Origin of the sequence: Microbulbifer taiwanensis (assembly GCF_014904815.1) — a bacterium.
GTDB lineage: Bacteria > Pseudomonadota > Gammaproteobacteria > Pseudomonadales > Cellvibrionaceae > Microbulbifer > Microbulbifer taiwanensis.
Genome location: NZ_JACZFR010000025.1, coordinates 220,147 through 242,248, shown reverse-complemented (window position 1 = coordinate 242,248; position 22,102 = coordinate 220,147). Strand labels below are relative to the sequence as shown.

Annotated in this window: 18 protein-coding genes and 3 tRNA genes; 11 read left to right on the top strand and 10 right to left on the bottom strand. The window is 59.2% G+C overall.

Annotated elements, in window-relative coordinates; translation table 11 throughout:
• Window positions 1-57 precede the first annotated feature (57 nt).
• The 11 genes from IG627_RS09105 (at window position 58) to IG627_RS09055 (ending at window position 8,876) form a co-directional block, all read left to right on the top strand.
• Window positions 58-1,857, top strand: a complete 1,800-nt coding sequence (locus IG627_RS09105) for a tetratricopeptide repeat protein (RefSeq protein ID WP_193192033.1) — start codon at window positions 58-60, stop codon at window positions 1,855-1,857.
• Entirely contained in the window at window positions 1,841-2,467 is a 627-nt protein-coding gene (gene lolB / locus IG627_RS09100) for a lipoprotein insertase outer membrane protein LolB (RefSeq protein WP_193192032.1), read from the top strand. The genes IG627_RS09105 and lolB overlap by 17 nt, the downstream gene beginning before the upstream one ends.
• A gap of 56 nt (window positions 2,468-2,523) precedes the next feature.
• Window positions 2,524-3,402, top strand: a complete 879-nt coding sequence (ispE, locus tag IG627_RS09095) for a 4-(cytidine 5'-diphospho)-2-C-methyl-D-erythritol kinase (RefSeq protein WP_193192031.1) — start codon at window positions 2,524-2,526, stop codon at window positions 3,400-3,402.
• A 14-nt stretch (window positions 3,403-3,416) separates the two neighbouring features.
• A tRNA-Gln gene (locus IG627_RS09090) sits at window positions 3,417-3,491 on the top strand.
• Window positions 3,492-3,781: 290 nt separating this feature from the next.
• The gene (locus tag IG627_RS09085) at window positions 3,782-4,711 is read left to right on the top strand and encodes a ribose-phosphate pyrophosphokinase (protein WP_226864891.1); all 930 of its coding nucleotides are present in this window, start codon (window positions 3,782-3,784) and stop codon (window positions 4,709-4,711) included.
• Window positions 4,712-5,100: 389 nt separating this feature from the next.
• On the top strand, window positions 5,101-5,733 hold the full coding sequence (locus IG627_RS09080) for a 50S ribosomal protein L25/general stress protein Ctc (protein WP_193192029.1): 633 nt from the start codon (window positions 5,101-5,103) through the stop codon (window positions 5,731-5,733).
• A gap of 5 nt (window positions 5,734-5,738) precedes the next feature.
• Window positions 5,739-6,338: an aminoacyl-tRNA hydrolase gene (pth, locus tag IG627_RS09075; RefSeq protein ID WP_193192028.1), complete on the top strand. Its 600-nt coding sequence runs from the start codon at window positions 5,739-5,741 to the stop codon at window positions 6,336-6,338.
• A 66-nt stretch (window positions 6,339-6,404) separates the two neighbouring features.
• Complete coding sequence (gene ychF, locus IG627_RS09070; RefSeq protein ID WP_193192027.1) at window positions 6,405-7,496, top strand: redox-regulated ATPase YchF; 1,092 nt, start codon at window positions 6,405-6,407, stop codon at window positions 7,494-7,496.
• A 127-nt stretch (window positions 7,497-7,623) separates the two neighbouring features.
• On the top strand, window positions 7,624-8,538 hold the full coding sequence (locus IG627_RS09065; RefSeq protein WP_193192026.1) for a DMT family transporter: 915 nt from the start codon (window positions 7,624-7,626) through the stop codon (window positions 8,536-8,538).
• A 148-nt stretch (window positions 8,539-8,686) separates the two neighbouring features.
• A tRNA-Met gene (locus IG627_RS09060) sits at window positions 8,687-8,763 on the top strand.
• Window positions 8,764-8,801: 38 nt separating this feature from the next.
• Window positions 8,802-8,876 (top strand) — tRNA-Gln (locus IG627_RS09055).
• Between the two features lie 178 nt (window positions 8,877-9,054).
• On the opposite strand, the gene IG627_RS09050 is transcribed toward IG627_RS09055, so the two are convergent.
• The 10 genes from IG627_RS09050 to zwf all read right to left on the bottom strand — a co-directional run bounded on the left by IG627_RS09050 (window position 9,055) and on the right by zwf (window position 22,081).
• Window positions 9,055-10,086 carry a sulfite exporter TauE/SafE family protein gene (locus tag IG627_RS09050; RefSeq protein WP_193192025.1) on the bottom strand — a complete coding sequence of 344 codons (1,032 nt, stop codon included), beginning with the start codon at window positions 10,084-10,086 and terminating at the stop codon, window positions 9,055-9,057.
• Window positions 10,087-10,210: 124 nt separating this feature from the next.
• Window positions 10,211-10,927, bottom strand: coding sequence for a SapC family protein (locus IG627_RS09045; RefSeq protein WP_193192024.1), 717 nt, complete (start codon window positions 10,925-10,927; stop codon window positions 10,211-10,213).
• 225 nt (window positions 10,928-11,152) lie between these two features.
• Window positions 11,153-11,833, bottom strand: coding sequence for a DUF6445 family protein (locus IG627_RS09040; protein ID WP_193192023.1), 681 nt, complete (start codon window positions 11,831-11,833; stop codon window positions 11,153-11,155).
• 54 nt (window positions 11,834-11,887) lie between these two features.
• A complete protein-coding gene (locus IG627_RS09035) occupies window positions 11,888-13,426 on the bottom strand; it encodes a tryptophan halogenase family protein (protein ID WP_193192022.1) in 1,539 nt (512 codons plus the stop codon).
• A 64-nt stretch (window positions 13,427-13,490) separates the two neighbouring features.
• A complete protein-coding gene (locus IG627_RS09030; RefSeq protein WP_193192021.1) occupies window positions 13,491-16,151 on the bottom strand; it encodes a TonB-dependent receptor in 2,661 nt (886 codons plus the stop codon).
• A gap of 430 nt (window positions 16,152-16,581) precedes the next feature.
• Window positions 16,582-18,018, bottom strand: a complete 1,437-nt coding sequence (gene pyk, locus IG627_RS09025) for a pyruvate kinase (protein WP_193192020.1) — start codon at window positions 18,016-18,018, stop codon at window positions 16,582-16,584.
• Between the two features lie 81 nt (window positions 18,019-18,099).
• A complete protein-coding gene (gene gap / locus IG627_RS09020) occupies window positions 18,100-19,134 on the bottom strand; it encodes a type I glyceraldehyde-3-phosphate dehydrogenase (RefSeq protein ID WP_193192019.1) in 1,035 nt (344 codons plus the stop codon).
• Window positions 19,135-19,215: 81 nt separating this feature from the next.
• A complete protein-coding gene (locus tag IG627_RS09015; protein WP_193192018.1) occupies window positions 19,216-19,839 on the bottom strand; it encodes a bifunctional 4-hydroxy-2-oxoglutarate aldolase/2-dehydro-3-deoxy-phosphogluconate aldolase in 624 nt (207 codons plus the stop codon).
• 54 nt (window positions 19,840-19,893) lie between these two features.
• Window positions 19,894-20,604, bottom strand: a complete 711-nt coding sequence (gene pgl, locus IG627_RS09010) for a 6-phosphogluconolactonase (protein ID WP_193192017.1) — start codon at window positions 20,602-20,604, stop codon at window positions 19,894-19,896.
• 16 nt (window positions 20,605-20,620) lie between these two features.
• Window positions 20,621-22,081, bottom strand: coding sequence for a glucose-6-phosphate dehydrogenase (gene zwf, locus IG627_RS09005; protein ID WP_193192016.1), 1,461 nt, complete (start codon window positions 22,079-22,081; stop codon window positions 20,621-20,623).
• Window positions 22,082-22,102: the final 21 nt, after the last annotated feature.

Sequence of the window (22,102 nt, the reverse complement as noted above, 5' to 3'; positions counted from 1 at the left end):
AAACGCCAAAAACCCGCGCAAAGGCCCCGCGCAGCGCCAACGTACGGACACGCCTCTATGCTCCCAGCACCTCGCCCGTTCCCATTCGACAAGTTCCCGCCGCGATCGGCGCCCAGCAGCCTGCTGGCGGCAGCGCTCAGCCTGTGGCTCAGTGCCTGTGCACCACAACAACAAATGGAGGCGCCAGCCCCAGCCCCGCAGCTGGCCGGCACGCCACAGGTCCCTGCAGAAGAAGAGATGACCAAGCGCCCCTTCCCGATCGATACCTTTTATACCCTGCTGGTCGCCGAGGTGGCGGGTAACCGGGAGCAGTACGACGTGGCGCTGGCCAATTACTACCACCAGGCGGAGCGCACCCAGGATGCCGGTGTGGCTGCCCGCGCCACTCGCATAGCGCGCTTCCTCAACGCGCGGCGAGCGGCCCTGCGCTCGGCGAAGCTGTGGGCGGAGCTGGAGCCGGATGAGGCCGAGGCACAGCTGGCCGCCACCGCCGAACTGACCCTGGCCGGGGACCTGGAGACCGCCCTGCTGCACGCGACCAAGGCGCTGAAGCTGGGCGGCGACGCGCCGCTGCAATCCCTGGCGGCCACCGCCGTGTCCAATCGCGAGCTGACCGAGCAGGTAATGCCCGAATTCCAGCGCCTCGCCCAGCAGTACCCGGACAACGGCGAGGTAGTGCTGGCCTACGCGATGATGCTGCGCGCCACCGAGCAGTACCCCGAGGCACTCTCGCTGGTACGCCGGGTGCAGGAACAGCACCCGGACCTGTTGGACGCGCCGCTGCTGGAGACGCACCTGCTCGTCGATCAGGACAGGCGCGGGGAAGCCATACAGCTGCTGGAGAAGCTGGTCGCCATCTATCCACGCGAGAGCCGCCTGCGCCTCCAGTATGCCCGCCTGCTGATTCGCGAGGACCTGACCCTGGCCCAGCAACAGTTCGCGGAACTGGTGAAACAGAACCCCGAGGACGGCAACCTGATTCTGTCCCTGGGACTGATACGCTATGAAACCGACAGCCTCGACGAGGCGAGGCCGCTGTTCGAACGGCTGCTGAAGCTGGGCCAGCACAAATCAGCAGCGCACTTCTACCTGGCCGGCATCGCCGAGCGCGAAAACGACGTCGCCGGCGCCGTTGCCCACTACCGCCAGGTGGAGCCCGGCAACGACTATGTCGAGGCCATTACCCGCGGCACCGAGCTGCTCGCCGACGCGGGACAGTTCGTCGACAACCGCGAGTGGTTTGCCGAGCTGCGCCAGCGACACCCGCAGCAGGCCGAGCACTTTTACCTGATGGAGGCCGAGTTGCTGCGCAAGAACGAAGAGCACCGGCTGGCACTGGAGCTGATCGATCGGGCCCGGGAAAAAGACAGCGAAAGCGGCCGCCTGGTCTACACCCAGGCACTGCTCAACGAGCAAATGGGCAATACCGTGGCTTTCGAGCGGGGAATGCGCCAGCTGCTGGAGCGGGATCCGGACAATGCCACCATACTCAACGCACTGGGCTATAAACTGATCGAGGATGAATCCCGCCGCGAAGAAGCCCTGCGGTTGATCAGCAAAGCACTGGAACTGCGCCCCGACGACCCGGCCATTATCGACAGCATGGGCTGGATACAGTACCGTCTCGGCAACCACAGCGAGGCGGAGAAATACCTGCGCCAGGCCCTGGAAAAACTGCCCGATCACGAAATCGCCGCGCACCTGGGCGAAGTGCTGTGGGTGCAGGGGCATCGCGAACAGGCCATGGAAGTCTGGCAGGATGGCCTGAAGAAAAACCCGCAGAGCAAGATAATCCCTGCCGCCATGAAGCGCCTGCAAATCAACGAATCACTGGAACAGCATGCATCCGATAGCTGAAATTTCCCGCGCCACCAGACGATACCTTGGCGTTTGCCTGGTACTGGCAACGGTATTACTCGCCGCCTGCGCCGGCCAGCAGCGGCAACCACAGCCACCCACAGCGGCGGATTCCCCGGCGGCGCAGCTGCAGCACTGGACCATCAAGGGCAAGCTGGGTGTGCGATCCCCCAGTGACAACGGCAGTGCCAACCTGACCTGGCAGCAGCAGGCCGCCCCCAACTACCGCATCCACCTGAGCGGCCCCCTGGGCGCCGGCGCCACGGTGATCAGCGGCTCTCCCGGCGGCGTCAGCCTGCAGCGTGGAGACGACCCGCCGCTGCAGGCGCGCAACCCGGCCGAGCTCACCATGCAGACGCTCGGCTGGCCGCTGCCGATCAACGAAATGTTTTACTGGGTACGCGGCATCCCCGCGCCCGGCCCCACAGGCCAACAGCAGCGCAACGCCCAGGGGCAACTGCAGAGCCTGCAGCAGTCCGGCTGGCAGCTGAATTTCAGTGACTACCAGAATCGCGGCTCCTATGTCCTCCCCACGCGTATCAACGCATCGACCCGCGGTGCCGCGGGACCGGTGACGGTGAAGCTGGTGATCAAGGAGTGGCTTTTTTAAGTGCAGAATGGTGATAAATTTGCCTCCTGCAAATTTGTCACCATCTGCATTTATCTATGTCATTTGAACTGCCCGCCCCCGCCAAACTCAACCTGATACTGCGCATTCTCGGCCGCCGACCCGACGGCTACCACGAACTGCAGACCCTGTTTCAGCTACTGGACTTCGGCGACTCGCTCGAGTTTGAACTACTCAAGGATGCGGAGATCGGCGTGGATGCCGACAATCTGGATATCCCACTGCAGGACAACCTGATCTACCGTGCCGCGCGATTGCTGCAGCAGAAATCCGGCTGCACAAAAGGGGCGCATATTCGCCTGCACAAAAAACTGCCCCAGGGCGGCGGTATCGGCGGCGGCAGTTCGGACGCGGCTACGGCGCTACTCGGACTCAACCACCTGTGGCAATGCGATCTGCCTCTGGGCGAACTGGCGGAACTGGGCCGGCAGTTGGGCGCGGATGTCCCGGTATTTGTGCGCGGCCGCACCGCCTGGGCCGAGGGCGTCGGCGAGAAACTGACCCCGGTGATCACCGAGCCCCGCCACTACCTGGTGCTGATCCCCAACTGCACGGTCAGTACGGCGGCAGTTTTTGGCGACCCGCGTTTGACAAGAGATTCTGCCGCAATTACATTAGCGCACCTTCGTGAGGGGCAGCTGGACGACAGCTGGCTGGAGCAATACTCCGGCAACGACTGCCAGGCACTGGTCGAGCACCTCTACCCGGAAATCCGCGCGGCCAGAGAATGGCTGCAGCAGTTTGCCAGAGCGCAACTGACCGGAACCGGAGCCTGCGTATTCGCAGCTTTTGAGTCGGCAGCGGCAGCCAATGAAGCACTCGCCGAACTGCCGGCAAACTGGCACGGCTTTGTCGCTGCGGGGGTTCAGCAATCCCCGACACACAGCCAGCTCGCGAAGATAGCGTCCACCATATAAGGCGCAAATTTTACTGGGGCGTAGCCAAGCGGTAAGGCAGCGGGTTTTGATCCCGTCATGCGTAGGTTCGAATCCTACCGCCCCAGCCATACTCTTTAAGTTTTTCAGGATTCACCCCTGAATCCTGAAAAAACGCCGATCGCGGCACATGTCCGCAATCGGCTCCCGCCAATTCAGCAGCCTTGCTGCTGAATTGTGAGCGACACTTCCGTGTGTCGCCGGGAGCGCTGAAGCAGCAATTTCCTGTTTTCCTTCGCGGCCGCCTGTGCCGCCAGCATAAAGGTGACGCAATCGCGCGCTAACAGCTTTCACAATCGCAGGCATCTACACTTTTTCACATCCAGACAGAATCAAAGGGACTCTTATAGTGGCTGACTTAATGGTCTTTACCGGCAACGCAAACCCGGAACTGGCACAGAAAATTGTCGACCATATGGCGATCCCCCTGGGCGAAGCGGTGGTCAAGCGCTTCTCCGACGGCGAGATCGCAGTGGAAATCACCGATAACGTGCGCGGCCGCGACGTCTTCGTGGTGCAATCCACCTGTCAGCCCACCAATCGCAACCTGATGGAACTGATCCTGTTGGTGGACGCACTGCGCCGTGCCTCCGCCGGCCGTATCACCGCGGTGGTGCCCTACTTCGGCTACGCCCGCCAGGACCGCCGGGTGCGCTCCCAGCGGGTGCCCATCTCCGCCAAGGTGGTCGCCGACATGATGGTCAGCGTGGGCATCGATCGGGTACTGACCGTGGACCTGCACGCCGAACAGATCCAGGGCTTCTTCGACGTGCCGGTGGACAACGTCTACGGCTCCTCGGTGCTGCTGGACGACATCGAGCGCCAGAGCTATGAAAACCTGGTGGTGGTCTCCCCGGATATCGGCGGCGTAGTGCGCGCCCGCGCCGTGGCCAAGAGCCTGGACTGCGACCTGGCCATCATCGACAAACGCCGCCCTGCCGCCAATGTGGCCGAGGTGATGAACATCATCGGCGAGGTCGACGGCCGCACCTGCCTGCTGGTGGACGACATGGTCGATACCGCCGGCACCCTGTGCAACGCCGCCAACGCACTTAAGGAGCACGGCGCCGTGAAAGTGATCGCCTACTGTACTCACCCGGTACTGTCCGGCAAGGCGATGGACAATCTGAACAATTCGGTCCTGGATGAACTGGTGGTCACCGACTCGATCCCGCTGGGCGACAAGATGGAAAAGGCCCCGAAGATCCGCCAGCTGACCCTGTCCGCCATGCTGGCCGAATCCATGCGCCGTATAAGCAACGAGGAATCCCTGTCGGCGATGTTCCGCTGACCCCCAGCTATCTGCAGGGTCGAACCTTGAGTTCGCCCGGGGCGGGACTACGCCGTAGCGGATTCTGTGGCGGCCCTGCTGCCGGGATTCGTTTGCGGGACCGTCGGCGGCCAGGGTTGGCCGCCGACGAGCCTACAGGGATGTACTTGTGGCGTGTCCCGCAAGCGAATACCGGTAGCAGGGCCGCCACGGAACCGGCTACGAAGCAATCCCACCCCGGACGAACTCAAGGTTCGCCCCTACTGGCGCCAGCCCGCCACATCCCGTAGAATACGCGCCCGCCCGGCACTGCCGGGCGTTTACTATTGGATTGAAGCAATCCGATTTACAACAACGCCAGGGCGGTCCGGTCGCAGGTCGCTCTGGGCAGACAACTCGAGGTTTATCCCATGTCTGACATCAAACTGAACGCCAACGTCCGCAGCGACGAAGGGAAAGGTGCGAGCCGCCGCCTGCGTCGCCTGGAAGGCCGTGTCCCCGGCATCATCTACGGCGGCAAGGCCGAACCGCAGTCTGTATCCGTACTGCAGAAAGACCTGTTCAAGGCCCTGGAGAACGAAGCTTTCTTCTCCTCTGTACTGACCCTGGACATCGACGGCAAGGAAGACAAAGTGATCCTGCGCGATCTGCAGCGTCACCCGGCCAAGCAACAGCTGCTGCACGTCGACTTCCAGCGCGTTTCCGCCAACACCAAGGTTCACGTCAAAGTACCGCTGCACTTCCTCAACGAAGACAGCTGCAAGGGCGTCAAGGCCGGCGGCATCGTGTCCCACACCCTGACCGAGCTGGAAATCAGCGCTCCCGCCTCCAAGCTGCCCGAGTTCATCGAAGTGGACCTGGCCAACCTGGATATGGACGGCGTACTGCACATCTCCGACATCAAACTGCCGGCCGGCGTTGAGTCTGTGGACCTGAGCCACGGTACTGACCACGACCTGGTTGTCGCTTCCGTGCACAAGCCCCGCGGCGCCATCGAAGCGGAAGCCGAAGGCGAAGCCGCTGAAGGCGAAGGCGAAGAGTAAGCACTTTGTCGAAGGCACCGGACACGCCAACCCAGTTGATCGTGGGCCTGGGCAATCCAGGCCCCGAATACGACCGGACGCGCCACAATGCCGGTGCCGACTTTGTCGCCGAGCTGGCCCGCCACTACGGCGCCCAGCTCGCGCCCGACACCAAGTACCGCGGCCTCAGCAGCCGCGTACGGATCGGCGGACAGGATATACGCCTGCTGATTCCCACCACCTATATGAACCGCAGTGGCCAGTCTGTAGGCCCACTGGCAAACTTCTTCAAGATTCCCGCCGAAGCCATACTGGTCGCTCACGACGAGCTGGACCTGCCCCCCGGCACCGCGCGCCTGAAAGCCGGCGGCGGCCACGGTGGCCACAATGGACTGCGGGATATCATCTCCGCCCTGGGTAACAACCGCGACTTTATGCGCCTGCGCCTCGGCATTGGCCATCCGGGCAGCGCCCGTGAAGTCGTCAACTTCGTGCTGCAGCGCGCCCCCAGAGCGGAACAGGAACAACTGGCTGACGCCATAGACCGCGCCGTCGATGTGATGCCCACCGCCACTGCCGGCGACTGGGGCGCGGCCATGAAAGAACTCCACACCAACGGCAAATAAGCCGGGCACCAAACACAGATCGGGCGCCAGTTCGCCCAATCCCGGAAAGCACACAGGAACCAGACCATGGGTTTTACTTGCGGTATCGTCGGCCTGCCCAATGTGGGCAAATCCACCCTTTTCAACGCCCTGACCAAAGCGGGCATCGACGCCGAGAACTTCCCCTTCTGTACCATTGAACCCAACGCCGGCGTGGTACCGGTACCGGACCCGCGCCTCGACAAGCTGGCGGAAATCGTCAAGCCGCAGAAGGTGCTGCCCACCACCATGGAATTCACCGATATCGCCGGCCTGGTCGCCGGCGCCTCCAAGGGAGAGGGGCTGGGCAACAAATTCCTGGCCAATATCCGCGAGACCGATGCCATCGCCCATGTGGTGCGCTGCTTCGAGGACGAAAACGTCATTCACGTCGCCAACCAAGTGCACCCGGTGGCCGATATAGAGGTGATCAACACCGAGCTGGCCCTGGCCGACCTGGATACCGTGGACAAGGCACTGCAGCGCTACAGCCGCGCCGCCAAGGGCCAGGACAAGCACGCCATTAAGATGAAGGCACTGCTGGAAAAAATCCTGCCACACCTGGACGAGGCCAAGCCGCTGCGCTCCTTCGGCCTGCCCGAGGATGAACTCGAGAGTCTCCGCGAGCTGAGCCTGCTCACCGTCAAGCCCACCATGTATATCGCCAACGTTGACGAGGACGGCTTCGAGAACAACCCGCACCTGGACGCAGTGGCCGCCATCGCCGCCGAGGAAAACGCGGTGCTGGTGCCCATCTGCAACAAGCTGGAATCGGAGATCGCCGAGCTGGACGACGACGAGAAACAGGAATTCCTCGAGGGACTGGGCATGGAAGAGCCTGGCCTGAACCGGGTCATCCGCGCCGGCTACCAGCTGCTGGGCCTGCACACCTACTTCACCGCCGGTGTCAAAGAGGTGCGTGCCTGGACCATTCCGCTGGGCGCCACGGCACCGCAGGCAGCGGGCAAGATCCACACGGATTTCGAGAAGGGCTTTATCCGCGCCGAGGTGGTCAGCTACACGGACTTCGTCACCCACAAGGGCGAGGCCGGCGCCAAGGAAGCGGGCAAGTGGCGCCTGGAAGGCAAGGATTACGTGGTCGCCGACGGCGACGTTATCCACTTCCGCTTCAACGTCTGACCCGGATCGCGACACACTCCTGCATCGGCCCATAATAACCCTGCGGGCCTGCAGGAGCGGCCGACGGCCGCGATCAGCGCCAGATGGCGCCCCATTCTCAAGCGCCCACTATTTCCGCGGTACAGTAATGACCCAATCCAACTGGAAAGTCGGCCTCCCCCTGGCCCTGATCACCGCCTTTATGTGGGCCCTGCTGCCCATCGCCCTCAAGGGTCTCCTGGACAACATCTCGGCCACTACTGCCACCTGGTATCGCTTTGTTGGCGCTGCCGTTCTGGCCGGGGGCTACTACGGCTGGTCGCGCCAGCTGAACCTGCGCCAACTGTTCGGGCGCGCCCTGCTGCCCTTTACCCTCTGCGCAGTCACCGGCCTGCTTACCAACTATTTGACCTACGCCACCGGCCTCAACTTCATCACCGCCGGTGCGGCGCAGATTGTTATCCAACTGGCACCGCTGATGCTGCTGGTCTCCAGCGTACTCTGGCTCGGCGAACACTTCTCCCCGCGCCAGTGGCTGGGCGTGGCCATGGTCGCAGCGGGCCTGCCGCTGTTTTTCAACCAGCGCCTGCCGGAGCTGGCCAGTGGCGCCAACGCCGACTACCTGCTGGGGCTCGGCTTTATCGTCATTGCCGCCGTCGGTTGGGCCGTGTACGGCTTCTTCCAGAAGAAGATCCTCAGTCGTGCAACACCTCAGGACCTGCTGGTACTGATCTACCTGGCCGGCACCCTCTGCTTCCTGCCGATGGCCGAGCCGCTGAGTGTGGTCAATCTGGATTGGCTGGGCTGGGCACTGCTGGTATTTCTGACCGCCAACACCCTGATTGCCTACGGCGCCTTCAGCAAGGCCCTGGCCTGCTGGGAGGCCTCCCGTGTCAGCGCAACTCTGGCCCTGGTACCGCTGATGACCCTGGCCCTGGGCGCCCTGATAGGTATCCTCTGGCCCGGCTATATTGAAGTGGAGCCCCTCAACTGGATCAGCTGGCTGGGAGCCGCGGCAGTGGTCTGCGGCTCCCTGTTTGCCGCTATTGGCAAGGGCCGATAGCGGCAGTGTGAAGGCTCTGCAGACGACCTGAGAAAATCGCTAACTTACTGAAAATTCAGCGAAAACAGGGGTTGACAGCCCCGCCCCGGCGCCCGATAATGCGCGCCCTCGGTAAGGCCATCGGCCAACAATTACCGGGAACTTCAGTGGCAAGGTAGCTCAGCTGGTTAGAGCGCAGCACTCATAATGCTGAGGTCGGGAGTTCAAGTCTCCCCCTTGCTACCATTTTCAAACTGCGAGCGATCGTTTCGCAGTCCTGAAACTGGGGCGTAGCCAAGCGGTAAGGCAGCGGGTTTTGATCCCGTCATGCGTAGGTTCGAATCCTACCGCCCCAGCCATTTTCCCAGCAAGTAACAACTTTGAACGGAAATCCAGAGTTCGGCAAGGTTCGAGCCGGAGACGGCGAAGCCGTCGGAGACCAGCGAGCCCGAAGGGCGAAGCTAATCCTACCGCCCCAGCCATTTTCTCCCGGCTCCTGAAAGCAGCCCACTTCCAGCTACCCCACAGCTACCCGAATCAGGCAGCTCCGGAAAGTTCCGTGTGCACTGCGGGTATTTTCCGATTCAGCGTATTGCCGGCGGTCATGCGCAACCCCAAGCGCCGCAGCCACTCGAATACCAGCAGGCAGGCACCCACCGCGATCAGGGCCATCAGCAGGCCCAACTGGCCCATCGCATCCCACTCGGCGCTACAGGTCCACACAAACTGCACCACACAGAGAATCGCCACCACCAGAAGTGTCGGCCGACGCCCTATCAGGCCGACGATAAACACGCCCAGCGGCGCCCCCAGGGCCACAACCGGTGCGGCGGCCAGCCAGTTACCGAACACCTGCGGCTGCCAGTCACCGGCCAGGCTCTTGACCGCAACGCCGACCAGAGAGGTGAACGCCATAATCACTACCGAAGTGGGAATAGCCACTTTCAAATCCACCCGGCACAACAGCACAAGCGCCGCATAGATCACCATATCGATACCCACACCGGTCACCGCAGCTGCCAAGCCGCCCGCCAGCGCCCCCAACAGCAAACCGACGCGGAAGTCCCGTCGCGGACTCGATCCCGCGATCTCGCCGTGCGACGTGATTTCACGGAGGCGATACAGGTGCAAGACCCCAAAACTCCCCCAGATCACCGCAAACGCCAGCTTTACCCACAACTCCGGGATCGCCGGTGCCACGAACAGAATCCCGAGCGGCGTTCCCACCAGGGCCCCGAGCATGGCGCCGCGCAACATGGACCAGGCCAGCGGCTGCCGACGGCAGAGGATAAAGATACTGGCACTGACCATGCCGATGGACTGAACGGCAAAGCTGAAATCGCGGCCGAGACTGGCCGGGGTGTCGAACAGCAGAACGAGCACGGGAAAACCCACTGTCCCACCACCCATGGGCGTGGAACCGGCAGCATAGCTGCCGATGGCCATGGCGAGAGCCATGGGCCAGTTTTCCCTGGCAGCATCCCAATACCCGAAGCCAGCCACCAGGATCAGCCAGGCACAGTAAAATGCAGCCAGGAAAAGCAGCCACACCCACAGAGAATTGCGCATAGGCGAACCCGGGAAGCGAAAGAAGAGCATCATAGATGGGAAGGTAGTGAGCTCTGCCCAGAGCAATTCAGCTCCGGGCAGACGCGCCATGCTCCGCTGGGAATACGGGGCAGGCAGATTCAGATCAGGCGCCGGCCTGCATCTTCGCCAGCTTGGAGAACTGGTGCAGCGAGCCCAGCTGCGCATACAGCGGCGGCAGGAAACCACGCTTGCGGAAATCGGCGAAGTCTTCCTCGCTCAACTCACCCAGTTTCTTCTCGTCGACGATGTACAGGCCGTTCAGGTTGATCTTTTCCTCACCGGCGTTGACTGTCACGCTCTGGGAGGTCAGCAATTCCTTTTCCACCAGGACATTGACGAAAGCCTTGGTCATCTGGTCGCTCTCCAGGAAACCCACCAGATTCTCTTTCTTGGCTTTCAGATAGTCGGTCTCCTCACCGGCGTCGGAGAACAGGGCATTCCCCTCCTCTTCGCTGACCAGAGGGCTGTTCTCGATCAAACCGACCATCAGCTGATCGCTGTCCTTACCGGCGGGAGCCAGCACAAAGGGGTGGTTGCGGATACTGCCCGGCACAAAGACCCCTTTCCACTTGTCACCATCGACAAACAGGTTCTCACCGACTTTCAGGCCCAGCAGGGCCACGGACTGAAACTGATCGGTCTCGGAGTTCTTGACAAAAACGATCGGATACTCGGCACCCAGGCGGGAGAACTCATGGGCAGTCACGGGCACCATATGAGCGCTCTTGACATGCTCGAAAGAGCCGAGTTCGCGAATCTTCAGCTTGCCGTGGGCATCGCTGCGCAAGGGGACCACTTTGGGGGCTTCTACAGAGGCCATACAACACCTTATTGATTTGAAGTTATTCTAAAAAACCCGCTTAGTATATTTTTTATACTCGAAAAGGGAAGCAAAAAGTTACACCAGTAGGCGGCAGGATTCCAGGGTTCCGACTCAATAAACAGAGACTGCGCGCCTGTGCCGGTTGAATACAAGCGTATAGCTCCTAGCCTTGCCGTCACAGGTTAAGCTGAGAGCTGGCGAGCCGGGGCTGGCAATGCATCGTCACACGTACCCTATAAAGACATTTGCGGTCAGACGCCCGCTATCGGGACTGCGGCTGATGCTATGATTGCCGCTGATATTGGCACTGTGCAACATTCCGCCCCGGTATATGACCAATCGGTTAAAGCGCGCAGACACAAACCCCACCTTGGTAAAGAGATCATCAGATTCTGAAAAGTACTTTTTTGGCCGCCTGTTACTGTTCAACTCTTCGAAGCAGCAGTCCAGGTATCGGTCGCATCGCTCGGGGGTTATCGACTCGAACCCTGTACTGTTATGCCTGTAGAAACCGGTACCTCCATGACTGTCATCACATAGATACAGCAAAACGGCAAAGAATTGTGGGTCACTCGCATCAAAGTGCGGAATTCTTTGCAGGGGGCCGAGTCTCTCCTCTGGCACAGAGATTAAATTGAGAGCTTCCTGGTAGGTTTTCAGCTCATCCTGAGCGGAGATCTGAAACTGTGAGCGCACTATAGAATCTACGCGAGACCGCACCAGCTCACCGTAATTCGGCGGGGCTGCTGCCCTTACACCAGGATATCCTTTGCGCTCGACGGCAATGGGGTACGGTGTAAATTCCGCTCTCCTCGCAAAATCAACGAGCACTTTCGGGTATTCAAGAAAATCATCAAGAACGATAACCCGGTTTCTCTCCTCGCCCATCTCAATAATTTGCATATATAAACAGCCCTATAAGGAAGACAACCCATTGAAAGAGTAACTTCTATAATCTTATTGAGAGTGCGCACCCATTTTACTCAGTTGCTTTTGCAGCTCTGACAACCAGGATCGATGTGGTATAAGCTCTTCTGCCATTCTTTCGGATCGCCCCTGGAGATCGCGCAAAATTTTCTCGGCTTCAACCCTTTCCTTTTCACCTATAACTATGCTTTTGGTCGAGTAGCCCATGCCATACAGGACGAAAAGATAGTTTTCCACCCCGAAAATATCAAAAGTACTGAAAAAATCTGAACTCTTCGGTGTAGTAATTGACCAGCGCTCCAGCCGCTCCTCAAGCACATCGGACATCGGTGCCCCCTCCGTACAGTCCACCCAGAAGTCCGTATCCCTGCGATCTGAAATGCAGTAGTGTAGCTGGACAAAGTCTATAACACGATCCCATGTGTATTTCACAGACCGGTTGTAATACCCCGACAACACCTCTATATCTTGCGAGAATCTTGGAAAGCTCTTCGCCAGCAAATTGGCAGAAAAATCCGTAACCAGGATAGATGTCGCCTCCAATGGCTCCACAAACCCCTGAGACAACCCCAAAGCGACACAGTTCTTCTTCCAGAAATCCCGGCGATAGCCGATCTTCATGGGTATCTTCCTGACATCATCCATTTCCAGCGGCCGGCCGAGGTAGCTTGAGAACTCACCCAGCGCTTCAGCTTCAGGTAAGTGTGCACTGGAATAGACACAGCCCAACCCTCTTCTCGTTGTCAATGGAATATCCCAAATCCAACCGGCCTTGTGTGCTACTGCAGTCGTATAGGGTTGAATAGTGCTGGATTCGGAAGTGGGCTCCTGGAGAACCAGCGCCGTATCCGTCAGTATCTGTGATGATTTGTCCTCATACGGCGTCTGCAATGCCTTACCTAGCAAGACTGCACTGAAGCCACTGCAGTCAAGATAGAAATCAAACGCCTCTTCCAGACCGGAAGCATAAATGAGCGATTCAATATCACCGTCAGCGTTCAAACGGACATCTTCTACTGTTTCAAACTTGTGCTTTACTCCGAACCGACTTTTTGCATTTGAGGCAATCAGGTCGGAGAACTTTCCGGCGTTGAAGTGATAGGCATAGTCGACGGCACCAACATAGGGCGGAGAGGATTTGTGCTTGGGACACCTGTCACTCTCGGCAATCGAAAAGATTTCGGATAATCTGGAAAATCCGGATGCCTTCTCTGCCTGCAACCAGTAGTCAGTAATATCGAATCCCTGAGGATAGGGGGAACTGAAGGGATGGTAGTAGTAGTTTCCCTTCGCGCTTGACTTTCCTGACATCCAATTGGAGAACTTAATTCCCGTCTTGAAGGTCGTATCACAGCTAGACAACAGATCCACTTCCGAGATGCCGAACTTTTTCAGGGTTTCTTTGATTCTGGGTACGGTGCCCTCACCTACTCCAATCACAGGGACATCTTTAGATTCGATAAGCGTGATTTCGATATCCGGATCCCGACATAACTCCACACCAAGATGGTTGGCCGTCATCCATCCCGCAGTTCCACCACCGACAATCGCAATTTTTCTTATTTTCATATCACTTACCTACAGACAAAAAAAAGCCCAGCAGATAGCTGGGCTTTTTCCTAGTTCCAACCTACTAGAACTTGTAGCTGGCACCCAACTGATAGACAGCTTCACCCTGGAAGGACCAGGCCGGGAATCCCTCCAGCAGAGGACCTTTCATTCCGGTAGCCGTAGCATCTGCGCTGGCGCCACCGTACTGAATATCATCTTCTTCCAGAACGTTTATCGCCTCAAGTGTCACGTCCAGATTTTCGGTAGCATACCAGTTAAAGCTGAGGTCCAGTGAACCGTAATCGTCGTGCATACGGTTACCATACCAGAAACCACCTTCCCGTATCATATACTCGGAACGATAGTTGTAGGCTGCGCGAGCGGAGAAGACATCATTCTCCCAGTAACCAACCAGGTTGTAGGCATGCTCTGAAGACTCGGTAAAGAGCGGCAACTGATCCATAAAGGCATCATCCGGTGTCTCGGCATCGGTGTAAGTGTAGTTGGCAGCTACGCCAAAGCCGTTATCAAACGCATGTTGAATTTGCAGCTCAATACCCTGAATGTCCGCCCCACCGGAATTCCGCAGGGTTTCTATGCTCCAGCTGTCACCGGCATTGGGATCTACGACACCGATAGACTGCTCAGTTAAGATATCGGAAGTGACAAAGTCGTCAATTGATTTAACGAAGTATGTTGCGGACACCAGATTACCATCGCCGTAATAGTACTCAATGGCAATGTCAGCATTAGTAGCCTTCATCGGTGACAAACCTTCGTCACCAATTCGCCAAGCCTGGTTGAAATCGTTGTCGTCATTAAAACCAGAGAATGTCACCAGCATATCGTCATAGTTCGGACGGCTGATAGTCTGGGAAGCCGACGCACGCAGAACCATATCGTCAGACAATTCATAGCGAACAGTCGCACTTGGCAATACATCGCTGTAGTCCGCATTGTGCGAAGACAATGAATAGCTGTAGCCAGCGTTGTCCGCGATATCGCCCGCTTGAGCGGTGGTTCCGTCGAGCTCATACTGGGTACGGGTTACGTCGGTAGAAATATAACGCAGACCAAAGTTACCGCTCAGGGCACCGGACTCGAAAGTAAACATACCGTACAGAGCGGTGTTTTCCTCGTTCAAGTCAGAATGTCCAGCACGCTTCTCGACCCACTCATCAATACTGGCGCGAGTGGCTGCAACCATAGCGTCGAGATCCGGCTTGGGCGCGGTAAAGCCCTGCTGACCGACTTCAAAGGTTCCGTCATAGACATCGGATGCCGCAACCTGTTGAGGGTTAGTCACTACACCGCGGAACGAACGGCGGCTTACGTCGTGATCGGTCCAGCGAACACCCGTTTTAAATGAAGTAAGGATGCCAACATTCAAATCAAACTCGACATCCAACTGAGCGTAGACTTCCTCATCTTCCGCCGGGCCGCTACCAACAGCCCATCCCTCTGGAGTCAGGGTTGAGTCGTAATCATCAAGCGTCAGGCTCGGATCCATGGTGGGCGAAATTTTGATTTCTTTCCCGGTTGCGTCGATTGAGCCCTCCCACAGAGACATTGTGTCCCCGGAACGAATGCTCGGGAAATGAGAGAAGTTGGTGGTAAAGTCAGTTCCACCTTCGGCCTTACTGGAGCCCACATTGCCGCTCACACGGAAACCTTCACCTTCGTATTCAGTACTGAAATCGAAGGTGTCGGAGCTCATTGCAGACTGACGGCCCCAGGTCTGGTTGAAGGTTTCGTTACCCAACGCGCCGCTTGCCCAGCCCGGAGTGAGGTCGCCTGCCTGAGCGTTTTCGGTGGTGCTGGAAGTACACAGGCCCGCGGCGTTGGTAGTGTGGCAAGTCAGACCACCGTTGTCGTACAGTGAAAACAGGTACAGGCTGGTGTTGGTGTTGTTTGCTTCCAGGTCCAGCGACATGGAATGCAGAGTAAAGGAGAGGTCTTCGCTCGGGGCATACTGCAGCGTTACGTCCAGTGCCTTGCGCTCGCGCTCTTGCAGGAAGGTAGTCGGAGCGACATCACCCCACCAACGGTAATCGGACTCAGTACCGCGGCGTACATATTCGCTATCTTCAGCAGCTGCGGAAACTAAAACACCAAATGTTTCTTCATCGTTTTTCCAGCTGTACAAGCCGGAAAACTCTGGAGACGTTTCGTCACTGACAGTACCTACTTTGGCTTTCGTACCCAGCCATGCTGTATTCGCATCCAGGTCCAGGGGCTTGCGGGTCTTGACGATCACCGTACCGCCAATGCCACCCTCGTTGAGGTCTGCGCGGGAAGACTTGTACACCTCAATGCCACCGATCAGTTCGGAGGGCAGCAGGGAGTAGTTGAAGCTACGGTCAACAGGAATCTGGTCGAACCAGCCGGTAGACGCGACATTCTGTCCATTCAACTGGGTCAAAGTCATTGTTGGAGCCGCACCGCGAATGGACACCGACGCGCCCTGGCCAAATGCGCGGCCAACGGTGATGCCCGGGATACGTCCCAGAGCTTCACCAACGTCTGAATCCGGGAACTTACCGACATCTTCCGCAGAGACGGCATCAACCAGATCCGTAGCGTCACGCTTGATGTTCACGGCATCCTGCAGAGCACCGCGAATACCGGTCACGGTAACTTCTTCGAGGGCCTCGCCGGATTGAGCTACTGCCAGCGGAGCCACAAGGCCACCGGTCAGGACAGCCGCACTGATGGAGAGTGCGAGTTTGTTGCGCTTAAGCATCGATTTCCCCTTCCTTTTTTATTGATATAAAGGTTTGGTTAGAAATTTTTTTCACCTTGTACCGCCAAATGATAGCGCTGTCATTCGTTTTTATGATAGCGCTGTCATTCTCACGAAAAACAATACACAGAAAAAAATTAAAAAGCTACTGCTGGGAAGGCAATTTAACCCGCAATTGACCGAATTCAACGCAAGCGTGCTTGGCAGCGGACCAGAAAGTCAAAAAAAATCTTATTAATCAATAAGTTATAAAAATGTGAGTGAGCTTAGCGACCACCAGTAAATAGTCACAAATGGCAGGATGTGAACCGCTTAGGGTGAGTGGCCGGCCAAATGACCGGCAACCCGGGCGCGGAACTCTGGGGAGGGTCAATTAGAACGTTTGTTCTGTCTCCTACGAGGCGCGGAGACAGAACAGGTTGGGCAGAATTTACTCGATTTCCTTGATGCGCATCGAGCTGGTGTGGCCACCGACGTTCAGGCGCTCGCCCTGGGTGATCAGGATGCGCTGGCCCTTCTGCAGGTCCAGGCGGGAGCCCAGTACCTCGATGATCGACTCGGTCAGGTGCCCCAGGGGCACAGAGGCCGGGTCGAATTCCACCGGTTCCACCCCGCGCAACAGGACCAGCTGGCGCGCGACACGCGGGTGGCGGGTCAAGGCGTAGATGGGCAACTGGGTGGTGGCGCGGGACATAATACGCGGTGTGCGCCCGGATTCGGTCAGGGCCGCCACTGCGCACAGGTTCTCGACCCGTGCGGCCACATCGATGGCCGCCTGGGCAATCACCGTATCGATGCGATCAGACGCACTCTGGTTTGCGGCCGGGCGCGGCACACTGCCGAGATACTGCTCGGCGCCGACGATCACCTCACCCATGGACTCGACCGCGGCTACCGGGAAGTCGCCGGCAGCGGTTTCCGCCGACAGCATTACCGCGTCGGTGCCGTCAAGCACGGCATTGGCCACGTCCATCACCTCGGCGCGGGTCGGGGTCGGACTGGTGATCATCGACTCCATCATCTGGGTCGCGGTGATGACGCCGCGGTTCAGGGCATTGGCGCGGTTGATCAGCTTCTTCTGCACACCGATCAGGGCCGGATCGCCGATCTCCACGCCCAGGTCACCGCGGGCGACCATGATGACATCGGCGGCGAGGATCAGGTTGTCCATCTGCGTGTCGTCGGCGACGGCTTCGGCGCGCTCCACCTTGGCGACGATGGCTGCCTGGCTGCCGGCCTCCTGCATGGCGCGGCGGGCTGTCTCCAGATCCTCCGCACAGCGTGGAAAGCTGACCGCGAGAAAGTCCACTTCCAGCTCCGCGGCCAATTTGATATCGCGGTAATCCTTTTCCGTCAGGGCAGGTGCGGACAGGCCGCCACCCAGCAGGTTGATACCCTTGTTGTTGGACAGTTTGCCACCCTGCAGCACGCGACAGTACAGCTTGCTCGGCGTGGTGCCGGTCACCTCCAGGCGTACCTTGCCGTCGTCCAGCAGCAGAATATTGCCGGCCTTGCAGTCGCTGATCAGGCTCGGGTAGTCAACATTCACCCGTTGCTGGTCGCCGCCGTCCGTCGGGCAGTCCAGATCCAGGGCAAATTCGCTGTTGTTTTCCAGCCAGATGCTGCCCCCGGCGAAGCGGGCGATGCGAATCTTGGGCCCCTGCAGGTCGCCGAGTACCGCGACCAGTTTGTTCTGCGCGGCTGCAGCGCGGCGCACCTCCTCCACTCGGCGGCGGTGATCTTCAGCGGAACCGTGGGAGAAGTTCAGGCGCACAATATTGACGCCGGCGCGGACCATTTCCTCGATGACGTGCGGCTTGTCGGTGCCGGGACCGAGGGTGGCGACGATTTTGGTGTGGCGAATCATAGGGACCAGTTGAAATTTATTTTGGGGAAATTACAGGAGTCGCCCCCTCCAAAATGGAGAGGGCAGCAGAAGTCACAAATCTTATGCGGTTTCGGCGACAACCAGGTTAAGCTGCAGCGCTTCCGCCATGGCCAGGCTGGTGTCGAGCATACGGTGGGAGAAGCCCCACTCGTTGTCGTACCAGGCCATCACTTTTACCAGGTTGCCGTTGACGCGGGTGTGATTGGCGTCGAAGTGGCTGGACGCGGTGGTGTGGTTGAAGTCTACGGAGACCAGCGGCTGGTCGCAGTAGGTCAGTACTCCACCGCTGGCCTCGGCGGCGGCCTGCATGATGCTGTTGACCTCTTCTGCAGTGGTCTCGCGACCGGCAATAAACTGGCAGTCCACCAGCGACACATTGTTCACCGGTACCCGCACGGCCATGCCATCCAGCAGTCCTTTCAGTTCCGGCAGCACCAGGCCCACCGCGGCGGCGGCACCGGTCTTGGTGGGAATCATATTATCGGCGGCGGCGCGGGCGCGGTAGATATCCGCGTGTACCGCATCCTGGGTATTCTGGTCATTGGTGTAAGCGTGCACCGTGGTCATGAAGCCGCGCTCGATACCGAGCGCGCGGTGCAGCGCCTGGGCTACTGGAGATAAGCAGTTGGTGGTGCAGGAAGCGTTGGAAACCACCTTGTGGTCGGCGGTCAGCTTGTCGTCGTTTACACCGTAGACGACGGTGAGGTCGGCATCCTTGGACGGAGCCGAGATCAGCACCGCCTTGGCGCCCGCGGCAATGTGTGCGGAGGCCGAGGCCTTGTCGGTAAAGCGGCCGGTGCACTCCAGCACCAGGTCCACACCCAGCTGCGCCCACGGCAGCTGGGCCGGATCGCGCTCCTGGCACACCTGTACGCGGTCGCCGCCGATCAGCAGCGCGTCGCCGTCCACCTTGACTTCGGTATTGAAACGACCGTGGATGGTATCGAAACGGGTCAGGTGCGCATTGGATTCCACCGGCGCCAGGTCGTTGATCGCGACCAGCTGTACGCGGTCGCCGTAGCCGGACTCATAGATTGCGCGGGTGACATTGCGGCCGATGCGGCCATAGCCGTTGATGGCAATTTTAATTTTCATCTCACATTACCTTCATTATTTGAATTAGCTAATTCCATTTCCCGGTCGCGACCAGCAGCCGCTTTTCCCAATCACCTTCGCCTACAGAGAGAAGGCCTCTTTGGCCAGGCGGGTGATATCCGCCCATCTGTTTTCCCGAATCAGGTTCGCAGCCGCCATCCAGGAGCCGCCCACGCAGACCACATTGGACAGCGCGAGAAAATCCTTGGCATTGTTCGGACCTATGCCACCAGTGGGACAGAACTTCACCTGCGGCAGCGGACCGCCGATGGATTTCAACATGGGCACGCCACCGGCAGCCTGGGCTGGAAAGAATTTCTGGTAGCGGTAGCCGCGCTCCAACAGGCGCATCACCTCGGACGGATCGGCGGCGCCCGGGAGCAGCGGCACTTCGACACTGTCCGCAGCGTCCAGTAGCTGTTCGGTGGCACCGGGGCTGACCATAAAGGTCGCACCGGCGTCCACTGAGCGGCGAATATCCTCTACGTTCAGGACAGTGCCAGTGCCGACGTGGGCATCCGGCAGGTGTTTGGCAATCTGCTCAACCGCGTCCAGCGCCGCCTCGGTGCGCAGGGTGATTTCGAGTACATTCAGGCCGCCCTCTACCAGCGCCTCGGCGAGCGGCAGCGCGTCCTCAACTTTTTCGATAACCAGTACCGGGACTACGCCGGCCTGCTCCAGTACTTCGGCAAGATTTTTTTGCATCATCAAATTCCAGATTCATTTCAACGGTGCGCACGGCGCACCGCCGGGCCCGTTTCAGGGCGCCCAGTAGACGGTGACCGGCTTCAGCCCCTGTTTCAGAATGCTGCGCACCGGCATCTCCAGCTCATCGCTGCCGAGCAGTGCCTCGCGGTAGACCTTCAGTTTTTCATCACCGGTGATCAGCAGCTTGATATCCCGGGCCTGCAAAATCGCCGCCAGGGTCAGAGTCATGCGTTCGGTGTGACTGCCGGTGACTTCACTCTGCACGGCGGTGATGGCGCTGCACAGTTTTTGCGACTTCGGACCCAGTGCCGCTGCCAAACCGTCGGCGTGGGGAAAGAGCGACGCCGTGTGGCCGTCGCTGCCCATGCCCAGCACACAGACGTCGAAGGGTTTGGGCAGTTCGCCGTAGGCGCGCTCACAATCTGCCTCGCCCTCGGCGGCGGTGGCGTGCGGAGTCTTCATGCCAAGAAAAGGCGCCTCTGCGGCGCAGTTCTGTAGCAGGCAGTTTTCGATAAAGGCCTGGTTGCTGCCGCTTTCAGTCCTGTCCACCCAGCGCTCGTCGACCAGGCCGACGGTAATCTGCGGCCAGGGCAGCGGCCTCTTCGACAGCTCGCGATACACCGGCTCCGGCGTGCTGCCACCGGACACCAGGAAACTCGCCTGGCCGCGCTCCTTGATACCCTTCTGCAGTTCACAGGCACAGTCGTGGGCCAGGGCCTGTACCAGCCGTTCGCGATCCGAATAAAATTTTTCTTCTACCATTGCGCTCTTCTTCCTTTTACTGGGCGTTGAACCAGTGGCGCCCGTCGCGGGCCAGCAGTTCGTTGGCGGCCTGGGGCCCCCAGCTGCCGGCGCGATACAGTTGCGGCTGGTTGTTGGTCTCGCGCCAGTGGTCGATGATCGGATCCACCCAGGCCCAGGCCGCGGCGACTTCGTCGCGGTGGATAAACAGCGCCGGGTTGTTGGCCGCAGCATCCAGCATCAGGCGCTTGTAGGCGTCGCTGCGGAAGCTGTCGTAGGTATCGGACAGGGTCAGGTTCAGTTCCGCCGGCTGCAGTTCCATGGTCAGGCTGTCCATCTTCTTCGCCATCAGCACCAGCTTGATGCTCTCTTCCGGTTGCAGGCGGATCACCAGGCGATTGGGGGTTACCTCGCCGGCGGACTCCTGGTACACACGGTGGGAGACCTTCTTGTATTGGATCACGATTTCCGCACAGCGCTTCTCCATGCGCTTACCGGTGCGCAGATAGAAGGGCACGCCCGCCCAGCGCCAGTTATCGATATGCGCGCGTATCGCGACGAAGGTCTCGGTGCTGCTGGAGGCCGCCTCCAGCTCTTCCAGGTAGCCGGGCACCAGCTGGGTGTCGAGGCCACCGGCAACATACTGACCGCGAACAATGTTTTCATCCACGGCATCGCCGAACAGCGGGCGCAGCGCTTCCAGCACCTTGATTTTCTCGGCGCGGATATTTTTTGCCGACAGGCTGTTGGGGGATTCCATCGCGATCAGGCATAGCAGCTGCAGCAGGTGGTTCTGCACCATATCCCGCAGTGCGCCCGTCTCGTCGTAGAAACCCGCCCTACCCTCGAGGCCGACAGTCTCGGAAATACTGATCTGGATATGATCTATAGTGCTGGCATCCCACAGGTGTTCGAACAGCACATTGCTGAAGCGCAGCGCCAGCAGGTTCTGCACCGTTTCCTTACCCAGGTAGTGGTCGATGCGGAAAATGCTCTGTTCGGGGAAGTAGGACGCTATCTTGCTGTTGATCTCGTCGGAGGTCTGGGCGTTGTAACCCAGGGGTTTTTCCACCACCACGCGCGACTGTTCGTGAATCAGTCCCTTCAACGACAGGTTTTCACAACAGGGGCCGAATACCGCTGGCGGAATCGCCAGGTAGAAGATGCGCACCCGCTCCGGATCGGCACCGAGGATATCCGCCAGCTGGTCCCACTGCTCGTTGGGCTCGGCAATATCCAGGGCCACCGCGCGCAGCAACTGGCTGAATTCCTTCCAGACTGCATCGCTGTACTCGCCATCGCGCAGGTGTTTTTTCAGCGCTTCCTGCGCAGTGCCCAGGTACTTGTCTGCATCTTCCTGGCGCCGGCAAACCGGCAGTATCCGGCAGCCCTCCTCCAGGCTGCCTTCCATATGCGCGCGGTACAGGGCCGGAATCAGCTTGCGCAGGGCCAGGTCGCCGCCGCCGCCAAACAACACCATGTCAAAAGGGTTAGCCATAATTTTGCTCTGAAATTCCTG

Excerpts from the sequence above, each read along its gene's own strand:
- IG627_RS09105 (WP_193192033.1), top strand. The coding sequence starts at position 58 with ATGCTCCCAGCACCTCGCCCGTTCCCATTCGACAAGTTCCCGCCGCGA.
- lolB (WP_193192032.1), top strand. The coding sequence starts at position 1,841 with ATGCATCCGATAGCTGAAATTTCCCGCGCCACCAGACGATACCTTGGC.
- ispE (WP_193192031.1), top strand. The coding sequence starts at position 2,524 with ATGTCATTTGAACTGCCCGCCCCCGCCAAACTCAACCTGATACTGCGC.
- IG627_RS09085 (WP_226864891.1), top strand. The coding sequence starts at position 3,782 with ATGGTCTTTACCGGCAACGCAAACCCGGAACTGGCACAGAAAATTGTC.
- IG627_RS09080 (WP_193192029.1), top strand. The coding sequence starts at position 5,101 with ATGTCTGACATCAAACTGAACGCCAACGTCCGCAGCGACGAAGGGAAA.
- ychF (WP_193192027.1), top strand. The coding sequence starts at position 6,405 with ATGGGTTTTACTTGCGGTATCGTCGGCCTGCCCAATGTGGGCAAATCC.
- IG627_RS09065 (WP_193192026.1), top strand. The coding sequence starts at position 7,624 with ATGACCCAATCCAACTGGAAAGTCGGCCTCCCCCTGGCCCTGATCACC.
- IG627_RS09050 (WP_193192025.1), bottom strand. The coding sequence starts at position 10,086 with ATGCGCAATTCTCTGTGGGTGTGGCTGCTTTTCCTGGCTGCATTTTAC.
- IG627_RS09045 (WP_193192024.1), bottom strand. The coding sequence starts at position 10,927 with ATGGCCTCTGTAGAAGCCCCCAAAGTGGTCCCCTTGCGCAGCGATGCC.
- IG627_RS09040 (WP_193192023.1), bottom strand. The coding sequence starts at position 11,833 with ATGCAAATTATTGAGATGGGCGAGGAGAGAAACCGGGTTATCGTTCTT.
- IG627_RS09035 (WP_193192022.1), bottom strand. The coding sequence starts at position 13,426 with ATGAAAATAAGAAAAATTGCGATTGTCGGTGGTGGAACTGCGGGATGG.
- IG627_RS09030 (WP_193192021.1), bottom strand. The coding sequence starts at position 16,151 with ATGCTTAAGCGCAACAAACTCGCACTCTCCATCAGTGCGGCTGTCCTG.
- pyk (WP_193192020.1), bottom strand. The coding sequence starts at position 18,018 with ATGATTCGCCACACCAAAATCGTCGCCACCCTCGGTCCCGGCACCGAC.
- gap (WP_193192019.1), bottom strand. The coding sequence starts at position 19,134 with ATGAAAATTAAAATTGCCATCAACGGCTATGGCCGCATCGGCCGCAAT.
- IG627_RS09015 (WP_193192018.1), bottom strand. The coding sequence starts at position 19,839 with ATGCAAAAAAATCTTGCCGAAGTACTGGAGCAGGCCGGCGTAGTCCCG.
- pgl (WP_193192017.1), bottom strand. The coding sequence starts at position 20,604 with ATGGTAGAAGAAAAATTTTATTCGGATCGCGAACGGCTGGTACAGGCC.
- zwf (WP_193192016.1), bottom strand. The coding sequence starts at position 22,081 with ATGGCTAACCCTTTTGACATGGTGTTGTTTGGCGGCGGCGGCGACCTG.